This is a genomic window from Shewanella sp. 0m-8, from assembly GCF_052977265.1.
In genome coordinates, this window is the sequence record NZ_JBRIMB010000005.1 from 79,931 (window position 1) to 104,447 (window position 24,517).

General features: G+C 42.3%; 19 protein-coding genes. 11 read left to right on the forward strand and 8 right to left on the reverse strand.

From position 1 onward, the window contains the following. Positions 1 to 183: 183 nt before the first annotated feature. The 4 genes from ACVBIO_RS03925 to ACVBIO_RS03940 form a co-directional block, all read right to left on the reverse strand. Positions 184 to 462 (reverse strand): hypothetical protein, encoded by a 279-nt coding sequence (locus ACVBIO_RS03925; protein WP_447172029.1) that lies wholly within the window; start codon positions 460 to 462, stop codon positions 184 to 186. 59 nt (positions 463 to 521) lie between these two features. Further along, on the reverse strand, positions 522 to 1,508 hold the full coding sequence (locus tag ACVBIO_RS03930) for a hypothetical protein (RefSeq protein ID WP_447172030.1): 987 nt from the start codon (positions 1,506 to 1,508) through the stop codon (positions 522 to 524). Positions 1,509 to 1,781: 273 nt separating this feature from the next. Next, complete coding sequence (locus tag ACVBIO_RS03935; RefSeq protein WP_447172031.1) at positions 1,782 to 2,921, reverse strand: reverse transcriptase family protein; 1,140 nt, start codon at positions 2,919 to 2,921, stop codon at positions 1,782 to 1,784. A 257-nt stretch (positions 2,922 to 3,178) separates the two neighbouring features. Beyond that, on the reverse strand, positions 3,179 to 4,363 hold the full coding sequence (locus ACVBIO_RS03940; RefSeq protein WP_447172032.1) for a phosphoribosyltransferase-like protein: 1,185 nt from the start codon (positions 4,361 to 4,363) through the stop codon (positions 3,179 to 3,181). A 235-nt stretch (positions 4,364 to 4,598) separates the two neighbouring features. Between ACVBIO_RS03940 and ACVBIO_RS03945 the strand changes: the two genes are divergently transcribed. From ACVBIO_RS03945 to ACVBIO_RS03980, 8 genes are all read left to right on the forward strand, one after another. Further along, entirely contained in the window at positions 4,599 to 5,834 is a 1,236-nt protein-coding gene (locus ACVBIO_RS03945; RefSeq protein ID WP_447172033.1) for a TniQ family protein, read from the forward strand. After that, a complete protein-coding gene (locus tag ACVBIO_RS03950) occupies positions 5,828 to 7,933 on the forward strand; it encodes a type I-F CRISPR-associated protein Csy2 (RefSeq protein WP_447172034.1) in 2,106 nt (701 codons plus the stop codon). The genes ACVBIO_RS03945 and ACVBIO_RS03950 overlap by 7 nt, the downstream gene beginning before the upstream one ends. A gap of 9 nt (positions 7,934 to 7,942) precedes the next feature. Then, positions 7,943 to 9,049: a type I-F CRISPR-associated protein Csy3 gene (gene csy3, locus ACVBIO_RS03955; protein ID WP_447172035.1), complete on the forward strand. Its 1,107-nt coding sequence runs from the start codon at positions 7,943 to 7,945 to the stop codon at positions 9,047 to 9,049. A gap of 1 nt (position 9,050) precedes the next feature. Continuing rightward, on the forward strand, positions 9,051 to 9,662 hold the full coding sequence (gene cas6f, locus ACVBIO_RS03960; RefSeq protein ID WP_447172036.1) for a type I-F CRISPR-associated endoribonuclease Cas6/Csy4: 612 nt from the start codon (positions 9,051 to 9,053) through the stop codon (positions 9,660 to 9,662). 912 nt (positions 9,663 to 10,574) lie between these two features. After that, on the forward strand, positions 10,575 to 11,105 hold the full coding sequence (locus ACVBIO_RS03965) for a mobile mystery protein A (protein WP_447172037.1): 531 nt from the start codon (positions 10,575 to 10,577) through the stop codon (positions 11,103 to 11,105). Then, complete coding sequence (locus tag ACVBIO_RS03970; protein WP_447172038.1) at positions 11,102 to 11,704, forward strand: mobile mystery protein B; 603 nt, start codon at positions 11,102 to 11,104, stop codon at positions 11,702 to 11,704. The genes ACVBIO_RS03965 and ACVBIO_RS03970 overlap by 4 nt, the downstream gene beginning before the upstream one ends. A 490-nt stretch (positions 11,705 to 12,194) precedes the next feature. Continuing rightward, the gene (locus ACVBIO_RS03975; protein ID WP_447172039.1) at positions 12,195 to 13,076 is read left to right on the forward strand and encodes a potassium channel family protein; all 882 of its coding nucleotides are present in this window, start codon (positions 12,195 to 12,197) and stop codon (positions 13,074 to 13,076) included. A 390-nt stretch (positions 13,077 to 13,466) separates the two neighbouring features. Then, positions 13,467 to 14,708, forward strand: coding sequence for a hypothetical protein (locus ACVBIO_RS03980; protein WP_447172040.1), 1,242 nt, complete (start codon positions 13,467 to 13,469; stop codon positions 14,706 to 14,708). A 118-nt stretch (positions 14,709 to 14,826) separates the two neighbouring features. On the opposite strand, the gene ACVBIO_RS03985 is transcribed toward ACVBIO_RS03980, so the two are convergent. Next, entirely contained in the window at positions 14,827 to 16,245 is a 1,419-nt protein-coding gene (locus tag ACVBIO_RS03985; protein WP_447159009.1) for a magnesium transporter, read from the reverse strand. A gap of 293 nt (positions 16,246 to 16,538) precedes the next feature. Between ACVBIO_RS03985 and ACVBIO_RS03990 the strand changes: the two genes are divergently transcribed. Further along, positions 16,539 to 17,012: a redoxin family protein gene (locus ACVBIO_RS03990; RefSeq protein ID WP_447159008.1), complete on the forward strand. Its 474-nt coding sequence runs from the start codon at positions 16,539 to 16,541 to the stop codon at positions 17,010 to 17,012. 50 nt (positions 17,013 to 17,062) lie between these two features. Here ACVBIO_RS03990 and ACVBIO_RS03995 read toward each other — a convergent pair whose 3' ends face one another. From ACVBIO_RS03995 to ompR, 3 genes are all read right to left on the reverse strand, one after another. Continuing rightward, positions 17,063 to 19,003 (reverse strand): methyl-accepting chemotaxis protein, encoded by a 1,941-nt coding sequence (locus ACVBIO_RS03995; protein WP_447163060.1) that lies wholly within the window; start codon positions 19,001 to 19,003, stop codon positions 17,063 to 17,065. 82 nt (positions 19,004 to 19,085) lie between these two features. After that, positions 19,086 to 20,408, reverse strand: coding sequence for a two-component system sensor histidine kinase EnvZ (envZ, locus tag ACVBIO_RS04000; RefSeq protein ID WP_447172041.1), 1,323 nt, complete (start codon positions 20,406 to 20,408; stop codon positions 19,086 to 19,088). Positions 20,409 to 20,440: 32 nt separating this feature from the next. Continuing rightward, complete coding sequence (gene ompR / locus ACVBIO_RS04005) at positions 20,441 to 21,166, reverse strand: osmolarity response regulator transcription factor OmpR (protein WP_447159005.1); 726 nt, start codon at positions 21,164 to 21,166, stop codon at positions 20,441 to 20,443. Positions 21,167 to 21,518: 352 nt separating this feature from the next. Between ompR and greB the strand changes: the two genes are divergently transcribed. Both greB and ACVBIO_RS04015 read left to right on the forward strand, forming a co-directional pair. Beyond that, the gene (gene greB, locus ACVBIO_RS04010; RefSeq protein WP_447172042.1) at positions 21,519 to 22,001 is read left to right on the forward strand and encodes a transcription elongation factor GreB; all 483 of its coding nucleotides are present in this window, start codon (positions 21,519 to 21,521) and stop codon (positions 21,999 to 22,001) included. A gap of 160 nt (positions 22,002 to 22,161) precedes the next feature. Beyond that, positions 22,162 to 24,513, forward strand: a complete 2,352-nt coding sequence (locus ACVBIO_RS04015; RefSeq protein WP_447159003.1) for a Tex family protein — start codon at positions 22,162 to 22,164, stop codon at positions 24,511 to 24,513. Positions 24,514 to 24,517: the final 4 nt, after the last annotated feature.

Here is a 24,517-nt window from a genome sequence, read left to right on the forward strand (position 1 = left end):
AGACTTTAAGACATGGTCTGTATCTCTATATAGTTCGTGCAGGACTGTTATAACGTCATGATCAACTGCAGAATGTTCAGCTGGTCTAATACAATTGTCAAAAATTAATGCTGAATACACTTGAAGCTCTTTGTGATCTAGGTCTTTCATTCTTCTGAGGACTATATCGAGAAAGTAGTCTTTTTAATGGCTATTCATTTTGTCAGACTTAATGATCTTTCTTAGCATGCTACCAAGAGTTTTCGCTGCCCAGTACTCAGGGTAATTTTGAGCGCCCTTAAACGGCTTAGGCTTATTAAATACATGCTCCACAGCGCCGACCCATCTATCACATGCCGAAAACAGATTATAAATTAGGTAGTCATATCTAGATGGAAACTCTCTATCAATATCAACTTCTGAACTTCGATCAAGGCTATTTAGTATTTCACCGATAAAGGAGTCACAGTACATCAACCACATGTGGTCCTTATGCCTTTGAAATATTGCTAGAGATATCATCACCTCAAAGAAACAAGTCCCTATAAAAATCGGACAATCCCAACGTTTTCCCCTTCAGAAAATCTGTCATTAGGTTGATTGTAAAAATTGTCTTGCCCTTTGTGAGCTTTTATATACGCCACAACATAATCGCCAACGGGCTTATAGACTCTTAAATCACCGGCAACCGCAATATCCTTTAAGTAGAAATTCAGTAGGGGGTTACTTTCGTCAAGGTAGTACTCTCCAGTATGAGAGCAATTTTGATTATCTCGTAACTCACGATATAAAGGGCTGGAAGGCTTAGATATCAAAGCTTCAAACAAATTTCTGATATATTCGTCATCATCACGGAATCTCAATAGCGATGCATCAGCTGCTATTAATGGATAGGTTTCAACTAAGAAATTTACAAAAGGTTTTGATTTAAAAATTCGTGAGAGAGACTGTTCAATCGCGTCTTGTTTGCTGCAATTACTTGGAAAAAGCTTGGCAAGCTGCAGCCGAACAAAATCAATGGTAGGTTTATAAAATGGGATTTTAGGGTTAGCATTTAAAGATATTAAGGCGGGAACGGGATAGAGAAAAGCATGTGCTTTTACGTACCAGACCTGATTGTCGATAACAGAAAATAGTTGCTCATGATATTTATTCAGAAGGAAGCCTAGTTCGGTAAACTTCTTTTCACGCAATAATCGTTCTGATGAACTGGCCCATTGCTCAAAATTGCTGCTAGGCAACTTCTTACCAGCAGCTTTCCATGAAAAGAGTAAAACAAGTGCCGTTAGGCAAGAGAATGACATCGTTTCCTCATCAAACCCCCAAAACCAACCAATGGGCTCGATTACATTAAAACTAAGGATCACAGGAGAATAAATTACTAACAAAATAGCCCCTACTAAGCCTATAGCCATTAGGTAGTCAAAGCTTGAGACTCGAAGTTTAAAATCTAACCTTTTAATGTCAGATAATAAACTATAAGCAGCAACCAGAAGTGCTAGTACTGTCAGTAAACCATTAGCGCCCAATTAGTAATCTCCGTACAAGTGCTTCCGAAATCCGATAAATGTGTCTTTTATTGCTGCTTATGCGCTTCATAAAGGCTATTTATGGCTAGTGATGAGGCGTTAGTTAAGAGCATAAAGTGCTTAGGGACAGCACCTAAAAATAATGTCGACTATCTTACCTGTTTAGTCGAAGTAAGTTATGGTTTTCGGTCAAGTTTTAGTGAGGATATATTGCAGTGTTAGATTGGTCGTGGCTGGTGTTTTACGCAATAGGAAGCGTGAAAAGAGCTCTGGCTATTTAACCCCCTCTTTTTCAAGAGCACTTATAAAGAGTGTTTCCAGATTTGCCCCAAAGCTAGGCTCGACGTCTTTGCAGTAATTAATCAACCCATACACATGATTAATCATACCAAAAACAGATTTGAACCGACGATATTCGGCATGTTCGGCTAGCCCAAACTCTGCGATGCCTCGGACGTGGAATTGGCAACGTTTTTTAAACTGTTTTGACAGCTTCGGATAAGCCCAATCAACATTGAGTCCCAAGACTGATTTGGTGGTGCCAGGAGGGATTATCTTTAGTTTTTTCTGGTTAATTTGATAATTATTGGCACGTAAAACTCTTGAAACTATTTTGATGATTTGTAGGCAGCCTTCTCTTTTTAATCCTTTTTTTGATGAAGAAAAACACAGATCATCAGCATAGCGTGTATACACAAATGATTTTTTTTCGGCAAGACTTTGAAAAGCTTCATCTAAACTACGAAATGCTAAATTTGACAACATAGGACTAGTCGGTGCGCCTTGTGGCAAACGACCTGCAAGAAATCCTTGCGGTCGCTTATATGGAAGACGTTCAATACTTGCTCTGCTAAACTCGTCAGTAGTCTCATCAGCTGTACTTTCTGGCTGCACTGTACAGAGTCTTGCTAATTCAAAAGAAACTAATGAGTTGTAACCCATCGATTCAAATAAACTGTATACCTGAGTTTCTTTAATCGAATCAAAAAAATTCTCAATATCGATTTTAATAAGCCATTTAGCGCCGCTATGTTCTCTCGCACAATTTATAATGGAAGCTTTTTTATGAAATGAAAAGCATCTCCAATGCGGTATTACTTCTGACAACATACTAGACGAAATCCATCGCTGTACAATTTTAAGTTGTTCATCAGGTGCAGATACATTTCGTGTACCCCCATTTTTTTTAGGGATAGAAAATTGCTTATACGGGGAAGAAGTTCTTTCGACAACAGCCCTCAAAAAAAGATAATGAGCACCTGTAATATGGCTAATGTGATTCAAGCTATGGAGGTATGAAATACCTTTCTCTTTTTGAAGAGAGGAAAGCTTTAAAAGATCAGAAAGCTGCGCTTCGGAATATCCATTTCGAATGCCTTCTTGTATATAAGTATGAGTGGGGCCAATTGTCACAAAGCTACCTTTGATGCTTAGATTTTGCTGTGGCGGCTCCGACTATGACCGAGACATCGACCGATTAGTTGGAGCCGCCCCAAAAACTTAAGTTTCACATTTTCCATAGCATTGGTAAGTAACACCAATACCAGAGAGCATATTTGGTTAAGCAAAAACATGCTCTCCGCCAACAGTTAAGTTGAAGCCTGAACACCTAAAAAGATGCACCAATCGTAAACCGATTGGTTAACACTAGCATTGGGACACGTACGACCCTACTCAATTAAGCTAGGGTAATAGTTTTTGGTATTAAATTCAATTGTATATTTCATTCGGTTAAGCACTTCCAACTCCCTCCTACCTTGCTCTGTAATTTTCAATTGGTCACCATTCTCGGTGATCATGTTGAGCTTTAAACACAACGCCACGTAATGCTCCCAATCAGCAACAGGCCACTCGAGAGTTTGAAATAATTTATCTTTGCCAAGAGAAGTGGTTTGTTCCAATTTATTCAGCAATAATCGAATAGAAGCTTTTATGGTAAGCGTTTTCTTCTTTGTCATTATCTGAGCTTTTAGTTGTTCAGGTACATCTCTACTAGGGAATAGAGGGATCCAGCTAGAAAGCCTACCACGTAAAGTCGTAGATTTTGCTTTGTAGTTGTCCACTTTTCGATGCAAAATCGCAGGAATATTGTTAGGCGCGGAATGCCCAAAAATGACTCTCACAGCTACTTCATCATACCCTAATGGAATTCCTTCTCCCTTTTTTGCGTAGTTTTTACATAAATCAAAAATCTCTTCATTATTAGGTAAGTTATGAAATGTGGGGCACTCGTTAATAACAAGCAACTTGGCTTTCATTTCATTTTTGCACCACTTTTCAACACTTTTTTTGCCTTTATTGGTAGCCATAAAAGCAACAACAATAATTTTTAAATATTTAGCTGATACCCAACTTCTAATTGAGGGGGGCTTGTATACGGCTTCAAGGAAATCACGAGTTCTATCACCCGAACCAATTAAATCATCAATGAGAATGAGGGTTTTGATCTTCTTATCTCTGATCGTAGATATTGATGGTGAAGCTTGAATTTTGTACTTTCCAATGCCAACGTCCTCTAAAATTACCTTTGCCTTTGAAGACCTATTTAATCTAGTAATTAGATTTGAAACGAACGCTTCACTACCTTGAGCTGCCTGTCCATGTTGCATTGTAGGATGTTCAGCTGCATCAGCTAGTGAAAAATAGCTTTCATCCTCTGACAGTAACTCTCTAATTGGATAGATTGCAGTGCTCTCGTACTCCTTTAAAATTGATTCAACAACCAATTTGAGATCACCAATAACCCGATCTGTAGGAATGTAGATTAATTCATCAAGTAATTTGCAAGCGACAGGCCTGTCTTGTGGCAAAAACTGGGATAACCAATCTTGAGTTGCTGGAATATTGGAAAGCAAATTAACTCCTTAGTATCGCTAAAACCTTTGTTTTATAAGACTACTTGTAAGGTTTTGTATGCATATCTTTAGTTACGAATGTACATTAATGTCATTCTTAACACTAAGTTTTATTAGATTGCCTTGTTTTCACATTATGGAAAGATCGTTCAAGCGATGCTTGATTAATCATCACTTGCTATTTGGGGAGAGGAGTTTTACATTTTGGCTAAGACTTCCTTAGTTTTGGTGTTTGATGGCATTTCTCTTTTCACCTAAAGTACGTGTATTCTCTGATGAGTCATTAGAGAGCTATTTGCTACGAGTTGTAGCCGAGAACTTCTTTGACTCCTATCAGCAGCTAAGCCTCGCCATTAGGGAAGAGTTGCATGAGTTAGATTTTGAGGCTCATGGCGCATTCCCTATCGAGCTAAAACGCCTTAACGTGTATCACGCCAAACACAATAGCCACTTTAGAATGCGGGCGTTGAGCTTGCTTGAATCCCTCCTTGATTTACCACCACATGAGCTACAAAAATTGGCCTTACTACGTTCTAATAGAGCATTCGTTGGCGGTATGTCGGCAGTGCATCGTAATGGTGTTGATATCCCGCTGAGCTTTATTCGTTATGCAGATAAAGACGGTATTGAGACTGTGCCAGTTTGTCCTCAATGTCTGAAAGAAGAGCCTTATATTCGTCAGGCTTGGCATATTAAGCCAATTGAAGTGTGTGCCAAGCATGAGTGCGAACTGCTTCATCATTGCCCTGAGTGCCAGCAGCACATTAACTACATTGAGAACGAGTCTATTACTCATTGTGCATGCGGTTTTGAGTTTGGGTCAGCTTTGAGCGAGAAAGCTGATAGCCAAGCTGTTTTATTATCCCGTAGCTTGTTTGAAGGTGACGCCTTATCTAACAATCCTCTGTTATTTATGGGCACATCTGCGACTCAGCGATTTGCCGCTTTGCTTTGGTATCAGAAGCGTCATGCTGAAAATATTGAATATATGGCGCATAGAGCGGTTGCTTACTTTGAAGATTGGCCATCAAGTTTCTATCGAGAACTCGATGCAGTGACTACAGGGGCTGAGGCGAGGCTTATTGACCTGTTTAATCGCACATCATTTCGGTCAATTTACGGTGAGCTAATTTTAGATTCCCAGTGTTTACTGCCTGAAGATAAAGAGCCGCATTTTATCTATCTTGCTTTGATGGATTACCTTAACAAACTAGTTGAGTCATATCCAAAATCAAAAAAGCCTAATGTGGCTGATATGTTGGTCTCTGTGACTGAAACCGCAGTATTACTTTCAACTACCCATGAACAAGTGTATCGACTCTATCAAGATGGCGTGTTAACAGCTGGACTGAGGCAGAAAATTCAGACTCGAATTGATCCTCATATTGGTGTGTTCTACCTAAGGCAAGTCATCGAATATAAGGCGAGTTTTGGTAATGATAAACAAGGGATGTATTTATCAGCATGGTAGATAAACTGAAATTCCAAGAGTTGTTAGGCATTGACGATATCGCTGAGCGTAATATTGCATTAAGGCGAGCATTTACCGCTTATACCGCACCGATAGATGTGACGGGCAGTGAAGCTTCTGCATTAACCATTCTACTTAATCTGACTTACCCTAGAAAGCGGGTTGATGACCTACTTGATAAACGGTTAGCCAAGCAAACACTCAATACTGATGCACATCTAGATGCTTGTATTGACGAGGTGAAATGGTTACATACGCATAATTTAAAGTATCCTGATATACGAGTTAGCAAACAAAGGCTGATTACAGCATCTCCGTTTTCACATCCTCATGTATTGAGTAGCGCAAACTGCACTAGGGCTTTAGGTTGGTCACATGACAGTGCCAAAGTGAATTTAACAAAGTTGTTTACCTGTCATTTTATCTGGCAAGAGTGTGTTTGTTGCCTCGGGACTGTTTTGGTTGATCCTCCTAATGAGTGGAAGACGGCTTTTAAGGAACTTGGCATGCCTGTGAAGCACTTCATGAATTTGTGTGGCAGGGTTAAAGCTTCATTGCCTATTGATGATAGCCCCAATCGTGTTGATAAATATTCAATTCAAGTTCGCTTACCTTATCGAAATGGCTATTTGGCGATAACGCCAGTTGCTAGCCATGCACTGCAAGCTGAAATACAACAAGCAGCAATGGCTAAGCAGGGCCGATACACCAATATTGAGTTTACGCGTCCTGCTGCCGTTAGCGAGTTGTCGGCTTCTCTTGGCGGCAACGTCAAAGTGTTGAATTACCCACCCAGGATAGGAAGTGCAGAGCATGGATTAAGTGACTCTTGGGTACTAAAGGTTCAAGCCGGCCAGACTATATTAAACCAAGGCGCGTTATCACAACCTCGATTTAAAAAAGCCTTAGAGGGACTTTTATCAATTGGTTTTGAACTGGCACTTAAGCAACGCAGGCAGCAGAAAGTAGCAAGCATGAGGCAGATAAGAGCTACGCTGGCTGAATGGTTGTCACCTCTATTAGAGTGGCGTTTAGAGGTAGAAGAGAACAAGGTTAACGCTAGTGAACTCGCCTGTATTCATGGCTCATTTGAGTATCAGTTTTTAACTGCGCCAAAAGAAAATCTTATTGAGTTACTCAGCCCCATGTTTAGCCTTTTAAACACAGTGCTGTCTAACTCAAATTCATTACAGAAATATGCTTTCCATCAGCGTTTGATGAAGCCATTGAAAAGTAGTTTGAAATGGTTACTCGATAATCTCTCGAAGGAACCAATTGCAGTAGTAATTGCTTCTGATGAAGACAATCAACAGCGTTATCTGTATTTGAAAGGCATACGAGTATTTGATGCCCAAGCATTATCTAACCCCTATTGTGCAGGCATCCCTTCGTTAACGGCAGTATGGGGGATGATGCATAACTACCAACGACGATTAAATGAAAGGCTAGGTACTCAGCTTAGATTGACCTCCTTTTCGTGGTTTATTCGTCAGTACTCATCTGTAGCAGGTAAAAAACTGCCGGAGTACGGTATGCAAGGGCAAAAAGAAAACCAGTTTAGGCGAGCTGGGATTGTAGATAACAAACATTGTGATTTAGTGTTTGATCTGGTGGTACATATCGATGGCTATGAGGAGGACTTAGATACACTCGATAATTCTGTTGGTGCCATAAAAGCAAGCTTTCCTGCCAACTTTGCCGGAGGAGTAATGCATCCTCCAGAGATAGGCGCTGTCGATGAATGGTGCGAGCTGTATCGTAGTGAAGCGTCACTTTACTCAAAGCTAAGGCGGCTTCCTGCATCCGGTAAATGGGTAATGCCGACCAGATATCAAATGGATAGTCTTGATGGGTTACTGAGGTTGCTGAAGCAACATGCTTCACTGTGTCCAGTAATGTCGGGTTATCTGTTGTTGGGAGCTCCTGAAAGCCGCAAGTATTCGTTCGAGCCATTACATTGTTATGCTGAGCCTGCAATAGGAGTGGTTGAGTGTGCCACTGCTATTGATATAAGGTTGCAGGGGATGAGTAACTTTTTTAGGCGAGCCTTTTGGATGCTCGATATAAAAGAGACTTCAATGCTAATGAAACGGATTTGAGGAAGCTTTATGGAGTTATGTAATGTTTTAAAATATGACCGCTCCTTGTACCCAAGCAAAGCAATTTTCTTTTATAAAACCGCTGAAAGCGATTTTGTGCCTCTTGAAGCGGAAATAAATCGAATTCGTGGTCAAAAGGCAGGTTTTACTGAAGCCTTCACTCCTCAGTTCAAATCTAAAAACTTAGCGCCGCAAGATTTAGCCCACTGTAATCCCCTAATCCTTGAAGAGTGTTATGTTCCGCCAAATGTCGAGCATATCTATTGTCGTTTCTCATTGAGAGTACAAGCTAATTCCCTTAAACCTTCTGGTTGCAGCGAACCTACCGTATTTGCTTTACTTGAAGAGTTTGCAGCCACATTTAAAGCGTGTGGTGGTTACAAAGAACTCGCAACTAGATACTGTAAAAACGTGCTGTTAGGTACCTGGCTGTGGCGTAACCAAAATACGGGGAACTCTCAAATAGAGATTAAAACTAGCTCTGGTAATTGCTATCAAATAGCTAACACCCGCCAACTTGCTTGGGGCAGTCGTTGGCCTGTCGATGCTCAGCAAGTATTAGAAGAGCTCAGTCATGAGGTTCATCAAGCGTTAACTGATCCTACTGTATTTTGGGATGCCAATATCACCGCAAAAATTGAAACTGCTTTCTGCCAAGAGATCTACCCAAGTCAGTCTTTTGGCGAAAAAGCGGCACAGGGCGAAGCCTCAAAACAATTTGCCAAGGTTAAGTGTGTTGATGGTCGTTATGCTGTGAGTTTTAATTCGGTAAAGGTTGGCGCTGCACTGCAATTAATTGATGATTGGTGGGATGTTGATGCTTCAAAGCGTTTACGTATTCATGAATTTGGTGCAGACAAAGAGATAGGTGTTGCGCGCCGAGATCCTGAATCTAAGCAGAGTTTTTATTCTCTGTTTGTTAACACTGAGCTCTATCTTACAGAGCTTAAGCAACAGTTAGCAGAGGGGGAATATTCGATTAGTCCTAATATCTACTATCTCTTTGCGGTGTTAATAAAGGGCGGCATGTTCCAAAAAAAGGCTGAAGCTAAAAGTAAATCAAACGCCGAAACCACTAAATCAATAACCGCTAAAACAACACCTGTGAAGGCCTGATATGAAACGCTACTATTTCATGGTGCGATTTTTACCTGAACAAGCAAACTTAGCATTGCTTACTGGACGTTGTATTTCAGTCATGCATGGCTATGTTTGTAAGCATGAAATCCAAGGCCTTGGTGTGAGTTTTCCAGCTTGGTCAGATGCATCAATCGGCAATATGATTGCTTTTGTTCACACCGATATAGGTGTATTGAACGAGCTGAGGCTACAAGGTTATTTTCAAGATATGCAAGAGTATGGGCTCTTCAGCGTTGGTAATGTTGAAGCTGTTCCTGATGGTTGTGCCGAGATCAGGTTTAAGCGCAATCAAGGCATCGCAAAGATGTTTGTTGGTGAAACTCGAAGACGATTAAAACGTCTAGAAAAACGAGCTCTAGCAAGAGGGGAAGTTTTTAATCCTAGTAAAAGTGGTGAACCGAGAGAGTTGGATAACTTTCATCGAGTTGCAATGAGTAGCGGTAGCAGCCAGCAAGATTACATTCTCCATGTCCAAAGAAGTATGGCAGATAAGCAATTAGTACCTATGTTTAATCTCTATGGGCTTGCCACTAATCAACAGCTGAATGGAACAGTTCCAGATCTATCATTCTTAGTTGAGAAGGTTTGACCTTTCTTTTATGATTGTTTTTTAGATACTGATAAGTATGCATATTTGTCGTTGGTGATATATTTAGGATAAATATTTAGTCTTTTTGTTCGCTATTGATTTTATATATGAATTTTTGATAAGTTTATTGTTACCTGCCGAATAGGCAGCTGAAAATAAAAACAATCGTTTCGATGTTTAAGTTAATGCAAAAATCTGCCGAACAGGCAGTAAAAATAGCCTCTTCTTACTTTATGTGGGAAGAGGTTTTTTATTACTTATGTCACTCTTGAGCCATGTTCATTTGTTGGAATAACTCCTGCATGTTCTTCTGCAATCATTAAATCAGGAATAAAGATAGTTGTAGTTGCTCTTCTAGATCCTGATGAAAGGAACAATGGAAAGGGTATTTATGCTCTAGGGGCTTACCAGAGGGCATAAAAGTTGATATTGGTGTCGCTTCAAGAGAAGTTAGTGAATTTTTGTATCCTTATCTTGGAAAATCATAATTAACCTCACATCAAGTTCGAAGCGAGAACGGTGGTTTATTGCACGATTTCGCCCCCATTGCCTTGCGTTAGCTACTCACATCACCTAGCTGTTAAACACAAAAAGGACACGATGAGCTGTTCTTTTGTATCTTAATCCGATTACACTAGCTATGATTGTGTATCTGTTTTTGGATACGGCAATCCATTTTTTGTATCTGTTTTCGGATGCGTTTATCCATCATTTGCACCTGTAACCAAATACGAAAATAAAAAGCTGTATCTTAAATGGGATACATTTTCTATCAAGCTGTAATTAAGATTTAGTACAATGACTGTAGGTTTGTATCCATATTCCGATACGAACAACGTATTTGTGTCGTCGGATTTGAATACGTAAGCTTGGAAATTGTATCTGATTTCGGGTACACTTAAGGCATGAACAATGGAGGACGAGGTTACTATGTACTCTTTTCAAAGCAATACGCACAAGCAACAACCCGTTAAGAAAACGGTTTTAAGACAGTACAGAGAACTGGTTGATGCAGTTAAGGGAACGCTATTCCCCTCAACACCTAAAGAGGGCTGGATTAGGACAGTAAGAAAAGCTCTTGATATGTCAGGCGCCCAGCTAGGAGATAGAGCTGGCTTGACAAGAAATAGAATTTCAGTCCTTGAAAGGCGTGAGGTTGATGGCGACATAACTCTAAATCAGTTAAAGCAACTAGCTGAAGCTCTAGACTGTGACTTCTCATACACTCTAAAGCCTAAAAAGGCTGTATCTGACACAATGCAAGAGCGTGCGCTTAAGGTTGCGAAAGTAGAGGTAAAGAAAGCATCTAAAAATATGTTTCTAGAGGCGCAATCAGTTAGCAAAGAGAAAGAAAATATCTTAATAAGTGAACTAGCCGAAGAAATTATGCGTGCAGGTGGGCGTAAGCTATGGGGTAAAAATAAGGAATACAAAGTATTTTGAACATTGATGAGCCAGAAGGTGCTACACCGCTTGATCCTGATGACATGGAAGGGTTGAAACACCCACACGTAACAACAAGAGAACAACTTAACGAGCTTGAACAATCCAATATACTAGCAGGCCAGCAATGGGTTAGTGGTATCTCAGGCCTAACGCTGGATTCTATTTTCTCAGCTGAGTTTGTTCTTGCCCTCCATCAAAACCTATTTGGTGATGTTTGGACCTGGGCCGGGACCACTCGAAACAAAGAGTTAAGTATAGGCTGCGATCCCTTCCAAATCAGGCCCAAGCTCCACAACTTTTTAGAAGATGCTAAGTGCTGGGTAGAGTTCAAACACTTCTCAAATCTAGAGCTCAGCGCACGCATACAGCACAAGCTTGTTGAGATTCATCCTTTCCCAAATGGTAATGGCAGACACTCGCGTATATTTACCGATGTAGTTCGCATAGTTCTGCTAGAAGAGCCACCAATTAACTGGGCAGAGGGCAATCTAGAGAAAGTGAGCGAAGAGCGCAAAGCTTATATCTCTTGCCTTAAGGAAGCAGACAAAGGTGATTTTACTGCGTTCGTTAAATACCTAGAGAACCTTGGTAACTGACTTAAACAACACTAGTGGATAGTGTTGTTCTGACCACTTGAGTATAGGCTTTTCCATACTACAAGTAATCCGTCTAAAAGCTAATTTAGCAAAATCGCTAACTAACTATTGTCCAGGTATGTGTCAGAGGGATGCAACTGACACATTTATGCCCCAAAATCATTTTCACTGTTCAACATGGTAAATAGCGCAAGTAAAGCTTTATCAACAGAAAAGCTAATGCAAACGGTTTTTGCATAGTTCATAAGCGATGGCTGCCCTATTTTTCCATTAAGAATACCCCATTATTATCGAAGAAAAGAAACGCAATACATATCGCTAAATCGTGGCGTTATAGTATAAATGATGTTTTCAGGTGGTTATGGGGAATAGTTACTTCACATCAATAGAACACACTGGTGGTTTAAGTGTAAGTGCATTAAAATCAATTATTTATATAGGGTGCTGGATAGTAAGCTGTTAGCTACTAAATCAAAATTAGAGAACATCAATGAAGTTAAACTACAAGAACATATTGCTTATTTATATTGCTGTTATAGCCGTGTTTGCATTTCTGTATTGGAGCATCCCTGATACATTATCATTAGAATCACCAAAGTTTTCTGATAGTTTATATTTTAGTGTTGTGACAATAACAACATTAGGATACGGAGAAATAACACCTATAAGTGACATAGGTAAGCTGCTCATCTCTATAGAAGCAATTTTTGGGGTAATTGTTATTGGTTTATTTCTAAATGCGTTCTGGCAATCATTTTCTGAAAAAATTGAAGCTTCACAAAAGAAAGTGATTTCTGAAGAAGCTCGTAGAAAAAATATTCATGAAGTGCAAGGTTCTTATGAATATCTTACGGTCGTTATAGATGACTACAATCTTTCTCTGCTCGAAATGACAACAACTATTATGGGTAGGGATTATGCGGCAGAACCTCATCACGATTTTCCCTTTTCAGGAATGAAAGACATTTTTAAGCAATCATTGCTGTTAAAAAATGGATTTTCAAAATCAGCAATAGAGCTTTTTTTTGGTAAGCAGGATCTATTGTTTGATGAGTTGAAGACCTTCCTTTTAAACCATGATTTGCACTCGTTCCCAGAGCTTAGAGGTGCGATTATTGAGTTTCTCAAATTAACAAGACAACTAGATGTTAGAGATGGCCTTTACTCTATCAAAAATACACATACTGGGGGTCAGCCGCTCAAAGATCTTGTAGAGAAACTAATTGAAGAAAATGAAACGTGCCCAGAAGGAGATGAGTACAAATCACACATACTGACACCTGTAATTATGTTTTACCAAACACTCAGAGCGAAAATTCTTATCACAAAGAAAATAAGATTTGAGTTTGAGTCAATCGCAACTATCAAGTGACTTTGTCGTAATAAAAGTACAAGCCATAATTACAGCTCATTAGAGATTGTCTCGATTTGTCAGCTTATGGTTATATTTTATGTCAGTATATGGTTATATCTTTAAGCTAAGTTATTGAAAGCTGGAAGCTGCCTATGTCAGGTTATGCTTCCAGCGACAATTGGATAAGACTCTAATCTGCGAATTTTCCGTAAAAATGGCCTCTTGTTAGATTAGCTAATAAGAGCTTTTTTTTTGTCAGGTTGTTAATGCGCTAGATAAACAGTTGAGCATGATTTTAGGTGACACTAAGTGAGCATAAAAATAATGCTTATATTCAAGATGCAAAAAGTATTTGATTAGGCTGCAGAAACAATACAGCAAGCAGCCTGATTAATGTGAGGAAAGTAAGTGAATATAAAGGCTAGTATTCAAGACGCAGTGCTCACGCCATTTACTCGAAGTATTTATCAAAAGGCATCTCTAGTTATCGGCTTTGGGTTACTGATTTGGTCTTATTTTTATGATGCTTTGGCTTTCTCTGTTTGCTTTACTGTTTTATTAACCCTTTACGCGATTGTGAGTTTTGCTTTTAAAGCGAGGCAGCGACAGCTTATTTATCTTAAAAATAATGTGGTTGTTGTCGTAAAGTCAGTTCTAATGTCTGCTTTTGATAAATGGGTATTTGGCTTTTTTATTGTTATTAGCATCGTTAGTAATACCTATGCTCTGGCCAATATTAACTTTATAGCCATTGGCATCATAGCGTACCAGTTTTGCATATTAATTTTTATTTACCGACTGTTACGGCGTCAATGTGAATTTGCTTTACCTTTGGATAGTCAGTATCTGCTGTTAGAAAATGAGCAGTCTAACTGTTTGCTGATTAAACGTTTTGACATCTATTTCTTAGAACAACAAACCGAAGTGCTACCACAGCAAGCTGAAGGTATAGAGCAAGCAATCGAATATATAGGCTCTATCTCGCTAGAAGAGGATGATGCAGATGGGGTAATTGCCACTCTAAATCAGCATCTATCAATGACAAGAGGGCGCACAGTGACTAAAAAGTCATGGCGAGCCAGTGTTAAACCATTTCTATTTGCTATCGCGGGTATATATACCTATGTTTTTCTGCTACCAGGCTTTTTTAAAGCAATATTGCCAGTAGGTCCCTATCGAAATAAATTTCGTGATGTCATTTATAGGACTGAGTCTATGTCAGATATGGGGGTGGTCGTTATGATGGTCATTACTTTTATCATGCTTGCCTTGCCGAGCTTTGTATTCATATTTACCTTCTATAGCGATATTAAATCTCGCTCTTTTAAGGCTGTTTGCACCACTAGAGATGCCGTTTGGCTGCTAACTCCCGGTACTTCTAGTTCTTCTAGCATTAGTGGTCATGAATCGAGGACGATATTGCGATCTACAATGAGTCATATTGCTTGTGCCGATATTCAAGTAGCCGCAGAAGATAACACTCCGCTGCGTTTATCTATCGATGGTGATATAAAACTAATTGGGCGTGACGACAACTTAATCTCATTAAGCAGTTGGGCTTGGAGTGGACGATTCATTCTCAATCATTTAGTTAAGCTTGGGCTGCCTGTGAGATTAGTACAACAAGCTAACCAGCCAAAGGTTGAATAACCCAGCACATTTGTGGATGTATCCGCTCAAGAGCTAGTTTGGTGGGAAGTCTTGTAATCATTAATATTAAAAAGCCTAGCTATTTTAGCTAGGCTTTGCTGTTTTTGATTGTTCGTTATTAATATAAATACAGAACCGAAGCGAGGCCTAAGAAGCAGAAGAAGCCCACCACATCAGTGACGGTGGTTAAAATGACCGAGCCCGACAGCGCGGCATCTTGATTCATTTTCTGCAATATCATCGGCACCATTACCCCTGCAATGGCCGCTACCGCCATATTAATTAAAATCGCTGCGCCAATCACAGTGCCAATAATGGGATCGTGAAACCAGTAGCCGGCAATCAGACCAATCACTGTCGCCCACAGCACACCATTTAAGATACCGATACCGAGCTCGTTTTTTAGCAGTGACATGACGTTACCTGAGGATACCTGCCCCATGGCCATACCGCGGATCATCAAGGTGAGTGACTGACTACCTGCAATACCGCCCATCGATGCAACTATCGGCATCAGTACTGCTAAGGCAACCACTTTTTCCAGCACATTTTCAAATAAGCCGATGGTGGCTGAGGCTAGAAGTGCGGTCAATAAGTTAATGCCTAGCCAGACTGCGCGGCGACGAGCACCAACGGTAATTGGCGCGAACAGATCGTCGTCCTCGTCCATACCTGCGGTTGCCATTAACTGCGCCTCGTAATGCTCACGCACGAGTGCAGTGGCGCTGCGCAGTGTCATGCGACCAATCATAATGCCGTTGGTATCGACGACGGCAATTTCTAATTCGTTACTGTGTTCAATGGCTTCAGCGGCTTCAATTAAGCTGGCATCGGCGAGAATCGAGCGACTGTCTTCCCAGAGTAGGCTAGCGAGTGTGCTCTCTGGTGCGGCACGAAACACATCGTGGCGACGTACGCTGCCAATATATTTGTCATCATCATCGAGCAGGAAGACATGATCATTACAGTCGAGTTTAATACGGCGAAAGAAGCGCTGAGCTTGTGACACGGTTGAGGTCAGGTTTAACGCTAAGAATTGATGCTCTGCGTAACGGCCAATCTCGTTTTCAGAGTATTGGTCATAGCGATCGTAGTGCTGTCGTTGGCGCTCGCCCATTTGTGACAGCGCCCGCTCGGTCATGGCGTCAGATAGCGTATCACTCCACTCAATCAAATCTTCAGGTGAGATCTGAGAGAACAGCAAGTCTAACTCAGCTTCAGGCATCTCATCCAAAATGCCATTACGTGGATCAGCACGCATCAAGTCTAATACGCCAATGCGCTCACTCGTTTCAACTTGCAACCAGCGCTCGTAACGTTCATCTAGCGGTAATGACTCTAGCAACAAAGCCACAGTACCGGGCTCGGCTTCTTCTAGCATGTCATGGAATAGTTCAGCCTGCTGCTCGCCCTCTGCATTGGTCAGTTGCTCAACCGATTGGCTCACTTCGACCATGGCTAACTCAGGCGTTTCATAGTCTGTTTCGCTTTGATGTTGGCTGTTATCGATAGGGTGTTCATCTTTTGGCAATGACATGGTTAACCGACCTTAAAGTGAGGCTGTAAAAAACTGCGCAACTATATTGATTAACGTGTTAACTCGCAATGGTTTTGTGAGTCGTTATTGTGTGTAATTCGTGTGAATAATAACATTTTGCAGCTTTGATGTGGTAGAGGTTGATAGTTCCGATTTGGCTGGAAGTGCTAACAATACATACATGCTGTTTGGGGTGTTCGTTATTGAGAGGATAAACCTTACACTTTATCGGTATTTGTGCTGCCAAAATTGGCATAGGATATCCTTTACTATAAACATTGAAGGGCTCTCCCATGATTGAACAAGGACAAACACTGCCAGCGGGTACATTGGCACAACTGACCAAAGATGGCATGGTTAACCATGACGTTGCAGCGCTATTTACCGGTAAAAAAGTGATACTGTTTGCCGTGCCTGGCGCGTTTACGCCAACGTGTTCAGAGGCTCACCTGCCGGGTTTTGTGGTATTTGCCGACCAATTAAAAGCCAAAGGCGTCGATTTGATTGCTTGCGTATCGGTTAATGATGCCTTTGTGATGAAGGCGTGGGGCGAAGCGCAAAATGCCTCAGAATTAATGATGCTGGCCGATGGCGATGCTAGCTTTACTAAGGCACTCGGGCTAGAAATGGACACTGCTGGTTTTGGTGGTGTGCGTTCACAACGTTATGCCATGGTTGTCGATAATGGTGTGGTGACAACGCTTAATGTTGAAGCGCCTAAGTCGTTTGAGGTCAGCACGGCTGAAGCGATTTTGGCTGCACTATAACGGCATTTTATATTTGCTAGATTAAGGGAGCCTTTGGCTCCCTTATGATGTTAAGCCACCCTAATCCCAAGATTGAGCTCGATATTTTCTACGCTCTGTTGCACCTCTTTGGCTATCTCGTCAGATTGCTTTGATGCCGCTTTTGCATGATTCCTTAAGCTAATAATTGCAGCGGTAAAGTCATCTAAATAGCACACCTGCTGGTGGCTATGTTTGGCGCCTTGCTGAGCCGTAATCGCCATTTCACTCGCTTGTGTTTGCACGCTTTGTGCGACTTGCCATAGGCTTTGAGCGCGAGCTCTTTGGCTCTCGCTGGCATCTTCGATACCTTTGACTCTTATACCTAATTCGCTATTGGCTTGAGTGAGTTGGTTAAGTATGTCCATGATCTCTTTTAGTGACACTTGAGTACGCTGAGATAAGTTGCGCACCTCTTCCGCTACAACGGCAAAGCCTCGCCCTTGTTCGCCAGCTCTAGCGGCTTCTATGGCTGCGTTAAGCGCCAATAAGTTAGTTTGCTCTGCAATATTGCCGATAACATCGATGATCTGTGATACATCGGTGACGGAGGTTGATAACCCCGTTAGTGCGTGATGACAGTGTTTGACCGCTGCTTGGGTTTCGTCTGTTGCATCCAAAACAGCTTGGGCTTCCTGTTGGCTTTGCTGCATCTGTAGTTGGGTTTGCAGTGCACTTTGCTCAACTCTCTCTGACGTATCGCTGACATCTTTAGCTAAGATACGAATTTGTTCCGTTTGCTGCTGAGCGGTTAGTACGACTCGCTGGGTCTGCTCCGTGCTGGCAGATATATGGCCAATACGATTAACGAGCTGGGATAATGAATTAGAGACTTGGGTCATCTGCTGGCGTTGCTGTTCATCTTCTTTTTCAAAGCGCTCAAGCAATTGATTAAAGTAGTTGGCTATCTGACCTGTTTCACAGCGTCTTTGGATGGCAATTCGTTCACGGCTATTTGATTTGGTGAGTTTATGGAAGGCTCTACTGAGGTGCTTTAGCGGATTAACCACTCGTTGCTGCAACACGATGAGGTAACTGACCGCAAAGATTATCAGGATAGATACCATGGAATAGATAGCAAACATCAGTTCCTGTTTGAGCTGTTGAGTTTGCTCTTGCTGCTCGATACCTAAAGCTAACAATTGCTGCTCTATGGCATTAATATCTTGGCTTAATAAGTGTTGTGAACGCTGGTTTTCAATCAGTAGCTCGTGGGTATTATTAATTTCTTTGTTATAACGACTGCTGAGACTGAGAAGTTCGGCTCTGGCATCTTCACCGATCTCTATCATTTCAGGCTCATCTTCACCGAGGGCAAATTCATCTAACTGCTGCGCCTGGTAGATCCCGATTAAAGTGAGTGAGTCTAGCTGGGCGTGCCAGTCTGTTAACTCAGTAATATGACTTTCAAGAATCGATTTTAATTGTTTATCTTTACCGACAAGGTAGCTATCACTAATCTGCGAAAGGTTATAAACCAGAGGCGGTAATAGCCGGGTTAAGTTTAGGTATTGATCCGCAAGTGCAGGGTGCTCATCTAAGCCCATAATGGCGTAATCTGCTAAACGACTGTTGTAATCGAGCATTTCTGATTCAGCGTGGGCTAATAGTTGCCGAGGGTTACCAGCCAGCTTGCCTGCGGCGCGATAGTCGCTATCTAGGGCATGAATAAAAGCGGTGACAATCTGTTGGAGTGGCTCGGTATTGAGGTCGTGCAGTGTAGCAATTTGCGTCTGCATCTGTTCGAGTTCGCCCTTGGCATTTTTAAGTTTACTGCTATCGCCACTGGCAAGGTAAGTATCGATCTCTCGCCTTATGTCGACTAAAAATCCTTGCTGGATCAGTTGAACTTGTAGGGTTTGTTGCTCGATAAACTGACGTCTATCGTTGCTCCAAAGTATGACCGATGCCAATAGTGCCGCAATCAATAGTAAAGTTATAGAGGCTGCAAGGGAGAGGGTTGAGATTTTCATTTTTCACGCCAACTGCAAGAGGTGGCGCTAGAATATGGCATTTGGGTTACAAAAAAATTACACAGGAACGGTTAATTAAAAGCTATTCAATTGGCAACCAAACTTGGGCATGCAATCCGCCCTCGCTACGATTGGTGAGGATCACCTTGCCCTGATGCCTATCTACGATACGTTTGATAATCGCGAGTCCTAAACCTGAGCCGACACTACCTCTGGCTGTATCACCTTGAGTAAAAGGTTGGAACAGTTTGGGGATCTGCTTTTCATCGATGCCGGGGCCGTTATCTTCGACACTAAAGCCGATGTATTTACCGTTAAATTGCGAGCTAATTTTGACCCAACCGTTGCCGTAGCGGTAGGCATTTTCGACTAGGTTGCTCAGTACGCGTTTGACGGCAATACCTTGCATCGGCACGTTAGGGCATTCAGTGAGCTCTGAATCAATATTGCCTTCACGGTTAGATTCAGCTTGAATCACATCTTGAATTAGGTCGTTGATCTGCTCAAGCTCTCGGGTACCTTCTTGGTCTTGACGAATATAAGAGATGAACTGATTGATGATGGCATCCATATCTTCTATATCGTTGACTATGCCATCTTTTAAGTATTGATCTTCTTCAACCATCATCTCGGATGCTAATCGAATACGGGTAAGGGGCGTGCGCAGATCATGGGAGATCCCGGCCATTAACAGGGCGCGGTCTTGCTCCAACTGCTTCATGCTATGAGACATCTGATTAAACGTGTTGGTCACCTCAACAATCTCAGTAGACCCGCTTAGTGGTAAAGGTGCGGGGTAATCACCTCGTGACACCGCAATCGCCGCTTTTTGCAATCTTCTCAGTGGACGGTTTTGTTGGCGGGCGAACCACCATCCTCCCGCCACACTTAAGGCGCCAATGACCATTAAATATAAGGTGAGTGGAGAAAGGTTTTTCTCATTGAGTCCGGTTAGTGGCACCCTGATCCAGATAGAGGGAGCTTGAGGCGGGCGGATCCAGATCTCAAACTCTTCCCCTTGAGCGATGCGCACTTCTGCTTCACCTCCAAGGTACTCAGACATCTGAGAAGATAAAAAACTGTAGTAAACAGCACGGTCAATGCCGGCTTTGCGGGCTTGTTTCTGGTTATAAAACTGCATGGTGTCGTCGCGCACTTTAGCGTTGAGCGCATCGACTATAGTGAGGTGTTCGCGGCCGATATCAACGCCGTCAACAAACAGTAATTTAACTTGCCTCGCTATTAGTTGGTTTATCTGCTGATAGCTGGGTTTAATAAAGTAAACGGCAACAGAGATGTATGACACTAGCTGATTGGTTAGCAGTAAGCAGCCAATTAACATGACAGTTTGGCTGAAGGAACTGCGTGGCAAAAAGCGTTGCCACCATCGTCTGTTTAAGGGCACTTAGATGTCGTCACTTAGATATCGTCGTCTAGCTATTTTCGTGATTGGCCGTCGGGCACAAACACATAGCCCAAGCCCCATACCGTTTGAATATAGCGTGGGTTAGCCGCGTCGTTTTCAATCAGTCGACGTAGGCGAGAAACCTGCACGTCAATCGAACGCTCTAGAGCGGAGTAATCACGACCACGGGCAAGGTTCATTAATTTGTCGCGCGATAGGGGCTCACGTGGATGGCTGACCAACACTTTAAGCACTGCAAACTCACCGCTTGTTAGGGCGATACTTTCTTCGCCGTGATGCATTTCGCGTGTGGCAAGATTTAGAGAGTATTCGCCAAAAGTGATCTCTTCTTCTTGCTGAGTGGGGGCTCCTGGTACTTCTGGTGTTTGGCGGCGCATAACGGCTTTAATACGTGCCAGCAACTCTCTAGGGTTAAACGGCTTGGGTAGGTAGTCATCGGCGCCGAGTTCTAAGCCGATAATTCTATCTACTTCATCGCCTTTAGCTGTCAACATGACGATAGGGATCGGGTTACCCGTTTGGCGTAGTCGACGACATATAGACAGACCATCTTCGCCCGGAAGCATAAGATCCAGTACCAGTAGATGGAAGTTTTCGCGTTCTAATAAGCGGTCCATTTGCTCAGCATTGGCTGCGCTACGTACTTGATAACCTTGTTCCATCAAGTAGCGTTCTAATAAAGCGCGTAGTCTCATATCATCGTCGACGACGAGAATTTTTGAGGTTTCTTGTCCCATGCTTTCGGTCCTTTTTTCTCGGCTGCCAACCCTTCTTGGTAGGCAAATAGCTGATATTGAATGCGATTGTTCCTAATATAGCTGTTTTAATATGTTAATGACTAGCAGGCATTTTAACTTATAGGTTAATACTGCGAGTTAAATCCATTTCAGCTTAAATTAAGCTTTTGAATATTAATGAAAATATAATTTATCTGCGGTGTACCTGAAATTGTAAGCAAATTGATAGCAGCAACGTTTGTGGTTATATTTTCTATATGGCTATTTGATGCGGTATGGCTCAGCTTGACTGGATCTGTGCTATGATTTTTGTCCATCAATTTTGATTAATTCCTTTTAGAAAGTAGAACCTATGAGAACCGCTATCGTCACCCGTGAAGGTTTCGAGAAATTGCAAAAAGAGCTAAATTACCTTTGGCGTGAGCATCGACCTGAGATCACTAAAATTGTGAGCTGGGCTGCGAGCTTGGGCGATCGTAGTGAAAATGCTGATTACACCTTTAATAAAAGAAAACTGCGTGAAATTGACCGTAGGGTTCGATATTTACGTAAAACCTTAGAAAATGTACAGATTGTTGATTACTCTCCAGCCCAAGAGGGTAAGGTATTCTTCGGTGCTTGGGTCGAAATTGAAAACGATGACGGCAATAAACTGCAGTTTAAGATCGTGGGCTATGATGAGATTTTTGGTCATAAAGATTACATCTCAATCGACTCGCCTATGGCGCGTGGCTTATTAAAGAAAGAGGTCGATGACGAAGCTGTGATTAAGACGCCTAACGGTGAGCAGGTTTGGTATATCAATCGTATCTCTTATCAAGGCTTTGAGGCGTAACGTCTCTACCTTTCTGACAGATTAAGCGCAGTCAAACTCATTGGCTGCACTGTTTCATCATGCAAATAACATAATTGTCTTAGTATTAGCATTAACCAAATCCATGTGCTGTGGTATCTTTGGCGCAATACCCTTTATCAACTAGGCTCGACCTCTATTTATGCAAAATATTGCACAGCTCATCGCTGAGGAACTTAATGTTCGTCAGCAACAGGTTATCGATACCATTTCATTACTCGATGATGGCGCAACCGTGCCATTTATTGCCCGTTACCGTAAAGAAGCCACAGGTGGCTTAGATGACGCTCAGCTGCGTACCCTATTTAGTCGTTTAGGCTATTTACGGGATCTTAATGATCGTCGTAACGTGATTTTGTCGAGTATTGAAGCGCAGAGTAAGTTAACACCTGAGCTGAAAGCCGCCATTATTGCTGCCGATAGTAAGACGCGCCTAGAAGATCTTTACCTTCCCTACAAGCCAAAGCGTCGCACTAAGGGGCTTATTGCTATTGAAGCGGGCATCGAACCGTTAGCCGACTTCTTATTAGCGAATCGCCAAGTCGATTGTGAAGCGGTTGCTAGCGAATATATCAACCCTGCTGCTGGTTTTAGCGACGCTAAGGCCGTACTTGATGGCGCACGTTTCATTTTGATGGAGCGTTTTGCTGAAGATGCTGAGCTGCTGCAAAAAATTCGTACTCAAGTTGAGCAAAATGCTGTTCTTGAAAGCAGCATGGTTAAAGGTAAAGAGAAAGAAGGCGCTAAGTTTAGAGATTATTTTGAACACTCTGAAAAGCTGACCAAGGTGCCATCACATCGTGCACTTGCGATGTTGCGTGGTCGCAATGAAGGCATGTTGAGCCTGAATGTGAATGCCGATCCGCATCAAGAGCCGAAGCGAGCGAGCTATTGTGAAGTGATCATTATTGAGCATTTCAAACTGGGACTCACAGATACTGCCGTTGATGCTTGGCTTAAAACCGTGGTTGCCGCGACGTGGAAAGTGAAGATTGCGCTACAGATGGAAACCGAGTTTCTTGGCCGTATGCGCGACAGCGCCGAACAAGAAGCCATTAAGGTATTTGCACGTAACTTAGGTGATCTACTGATGGCGGCACCAGCGGGTGCTAAAGCGACCCTAGGTTTAGACCCCGGTCTTCGCTCTGGCGTAAAAGTGGCGATTGTGAACGACACCGGCAAACTGGTGGCGCACACGACTATTTTCCCACATGCTCCTCAAAATCAGTGGGATAAGTCGGTAAGAACCTTAAGTAACCTCGTTAAAATGCACAAGGTTGAGTTAATTGCAGTGGGTAACGGCACTGCGTCGCGTGAAACCGATAAGCTGGCAGCAGACTTAATCAGTCAAGTTAAAGCTGACTTGCCGACATTGACCAAAATTATGGTCAGTGAAGCGGGCGCATCAGTGTATTCAGCCTCTGAACTAGCCTCTGAAGAGTTTCCAGATGTCGATGTGTCTATTCGCGGCGCAGTGTCTATTGCGCGGCGTTTACAAGATCCGTTGGCGGAACTGGTAAAGATTGAACCTAAAGCGATTGGTGTTGGTCAATATCAGCATGATGTGAGTCAGAGCCAGCTATCAAGCTCGCTAGAAGCGGTGGTTGAAGACTGTGTAAACGGTGTAGGTGTTGACGTTAATATGGCATCAGCAGCGCTACTTGCACAGGTTGCGGGGTTAAACAAAACCTTAGCGCGTAATATCGTGACTCATCGTGACGAGCAAGGCCGTTTTAACAACCGTAAAGCATTGCTTAAGGTGGCGCGTCTTGGGCCTAAAGCCTATGAGCAAGCTGCGGGTTTCCTACGTATTAGTGAAGGAGACAACCCACTTGATGGTTCATCTGTGCACCCTGAGGCCTACTCATTAGTTGAGTCAATTGCTGCCGCAAAAGCGGTCTCAGTTGCTGAATTAGTTGGTAACTCAGAGCTGCTCAAAGCACTGGAAGCAAAAGATTTTATCACTAGCGAATTTGGTCTACCTACAGTAACCGATATTCTCGCTGAGCTTGATAAGCCGGGTCGCGATCCTCGTGGTGAGTTTAAGACAGCGACCTTTAAAGAGGGCGTAGAAGAGATTAAAGATCTGAAGCTAGATATGATCTTAGAAGGTGTGGTGACAAACGTGACCAACTTTGGCGCCTTTGTTGATGTGGGCGTTCATCAAGATGGCCTAGTGCATATTTCTTCGATGACAGACACGTTTATTGATGATCCACATAAGGTGGTTAAAGCCGGTGATATCGTTAAAGTGAAGGTGATGGAAGTGGATGCTGAGCGTCGTCGTATTGCCTTGAGCATGCGTCTTGATGATAAGGCCGGCGATGCGCCTAAGAGTGCACCGCGACCAGCCCATAGTGCTGCAAATAAAGGCGCTAATAATAAAGGTGCTAATAAGCCCGGCGGCCAACAAAAGAGCCATAAACCTAAGCAGCAAGCCAATGCTGCCATGGGCAACGCGTTTGCCGATGCTTTCGCGAAGTTAAAAAAGTAAGCGT

Coding starts and splice junctions, on each gene's coding strand:
- ACVBIO_RS03965 (WP_447172037.1), top strand. CDS start 10,575: ATGGAGGACGAGGTTACTATGTACTCTTTTCAAAGCAATACGCACAAG.
- ACVBIO_RS03925 (WP_447172029.1), bottom strand. CDS start 462: ATGTGGTTGATGTACTGTGACTCCTTTATCGGTGAAATACTAAATAGC.
- ACVBIO_RS03995 (WP_447163060.1), bottom strand. CDS start 19,003: ATGAAAATCTCAACCCTCTCCCTTGCAGCCTCTATAACTTTACTATTG.
- csy3 (WP_447172035.1), top strand. CDS start 7,943: ATGGAGTTATGTAATGTTTTAAAATATGACCGCTCCTTGTACCCAAGC.
- cas6f (WP_447172036.1), top strand. CDS start 9,051: ATGAAACGCTACTATTTCATGGTGCGATTTTTACCTGAACAAGCAAAC.
- greB (WP_447172042.1), top strand. CDS start 21,519: ATGAGAACCGCTATCGTCACCCGTGAAGGTTTCGAGAAATTGCAAAAA.
- ACVBIO_RS03985 (WP_447159009.1), bottom strand. CDS start 16,245: ATGTCATTGCCAAAAGATGAACACCCTATCGATAACAGCCAACATCAA.
- ACVBIO_RS04015 (WP_447159003.1), top strand. CDS start 22,162: ATGCAAAATATTGCACAGCTCATCGCTGAGGAACTTAATGTTCGTCAG.
- ACVBIO_RS03945 (WP_447172033.1), top strand. CDS start 4,599: ATGGCATTTCTCTTTTCACCTAAAGTACGTGTATTCTCTGATGAGTCA.
- ACVBIO_RS03975 (WP_447172039.1), top strand. CDS start 12,195: ATGAAGTTAAACTACAAGAACATATTGCTTATTTATATTGCTGTTATA.
- ACVBIO_RS03950 (WP_447172034.1), top strand. CDS start 5,828: ATGGTAGATAAACTGAAATTCCAAGAGTTGTTAGGCATTGACGATATC.
- ACVBIO_RS03990 (WP_447159008.1), top strand. CDS start 16,539: ATGATTGAACAAGGACAAACACTGCCAGCGGGTACATTGGCACAACTG.
- ompR (WP_447159005.1), bottom strand. CDS start 21,166: ATGGGACAAGAAACCTCAAAAATTCTCGTCGTCGACGATGATATGAGA.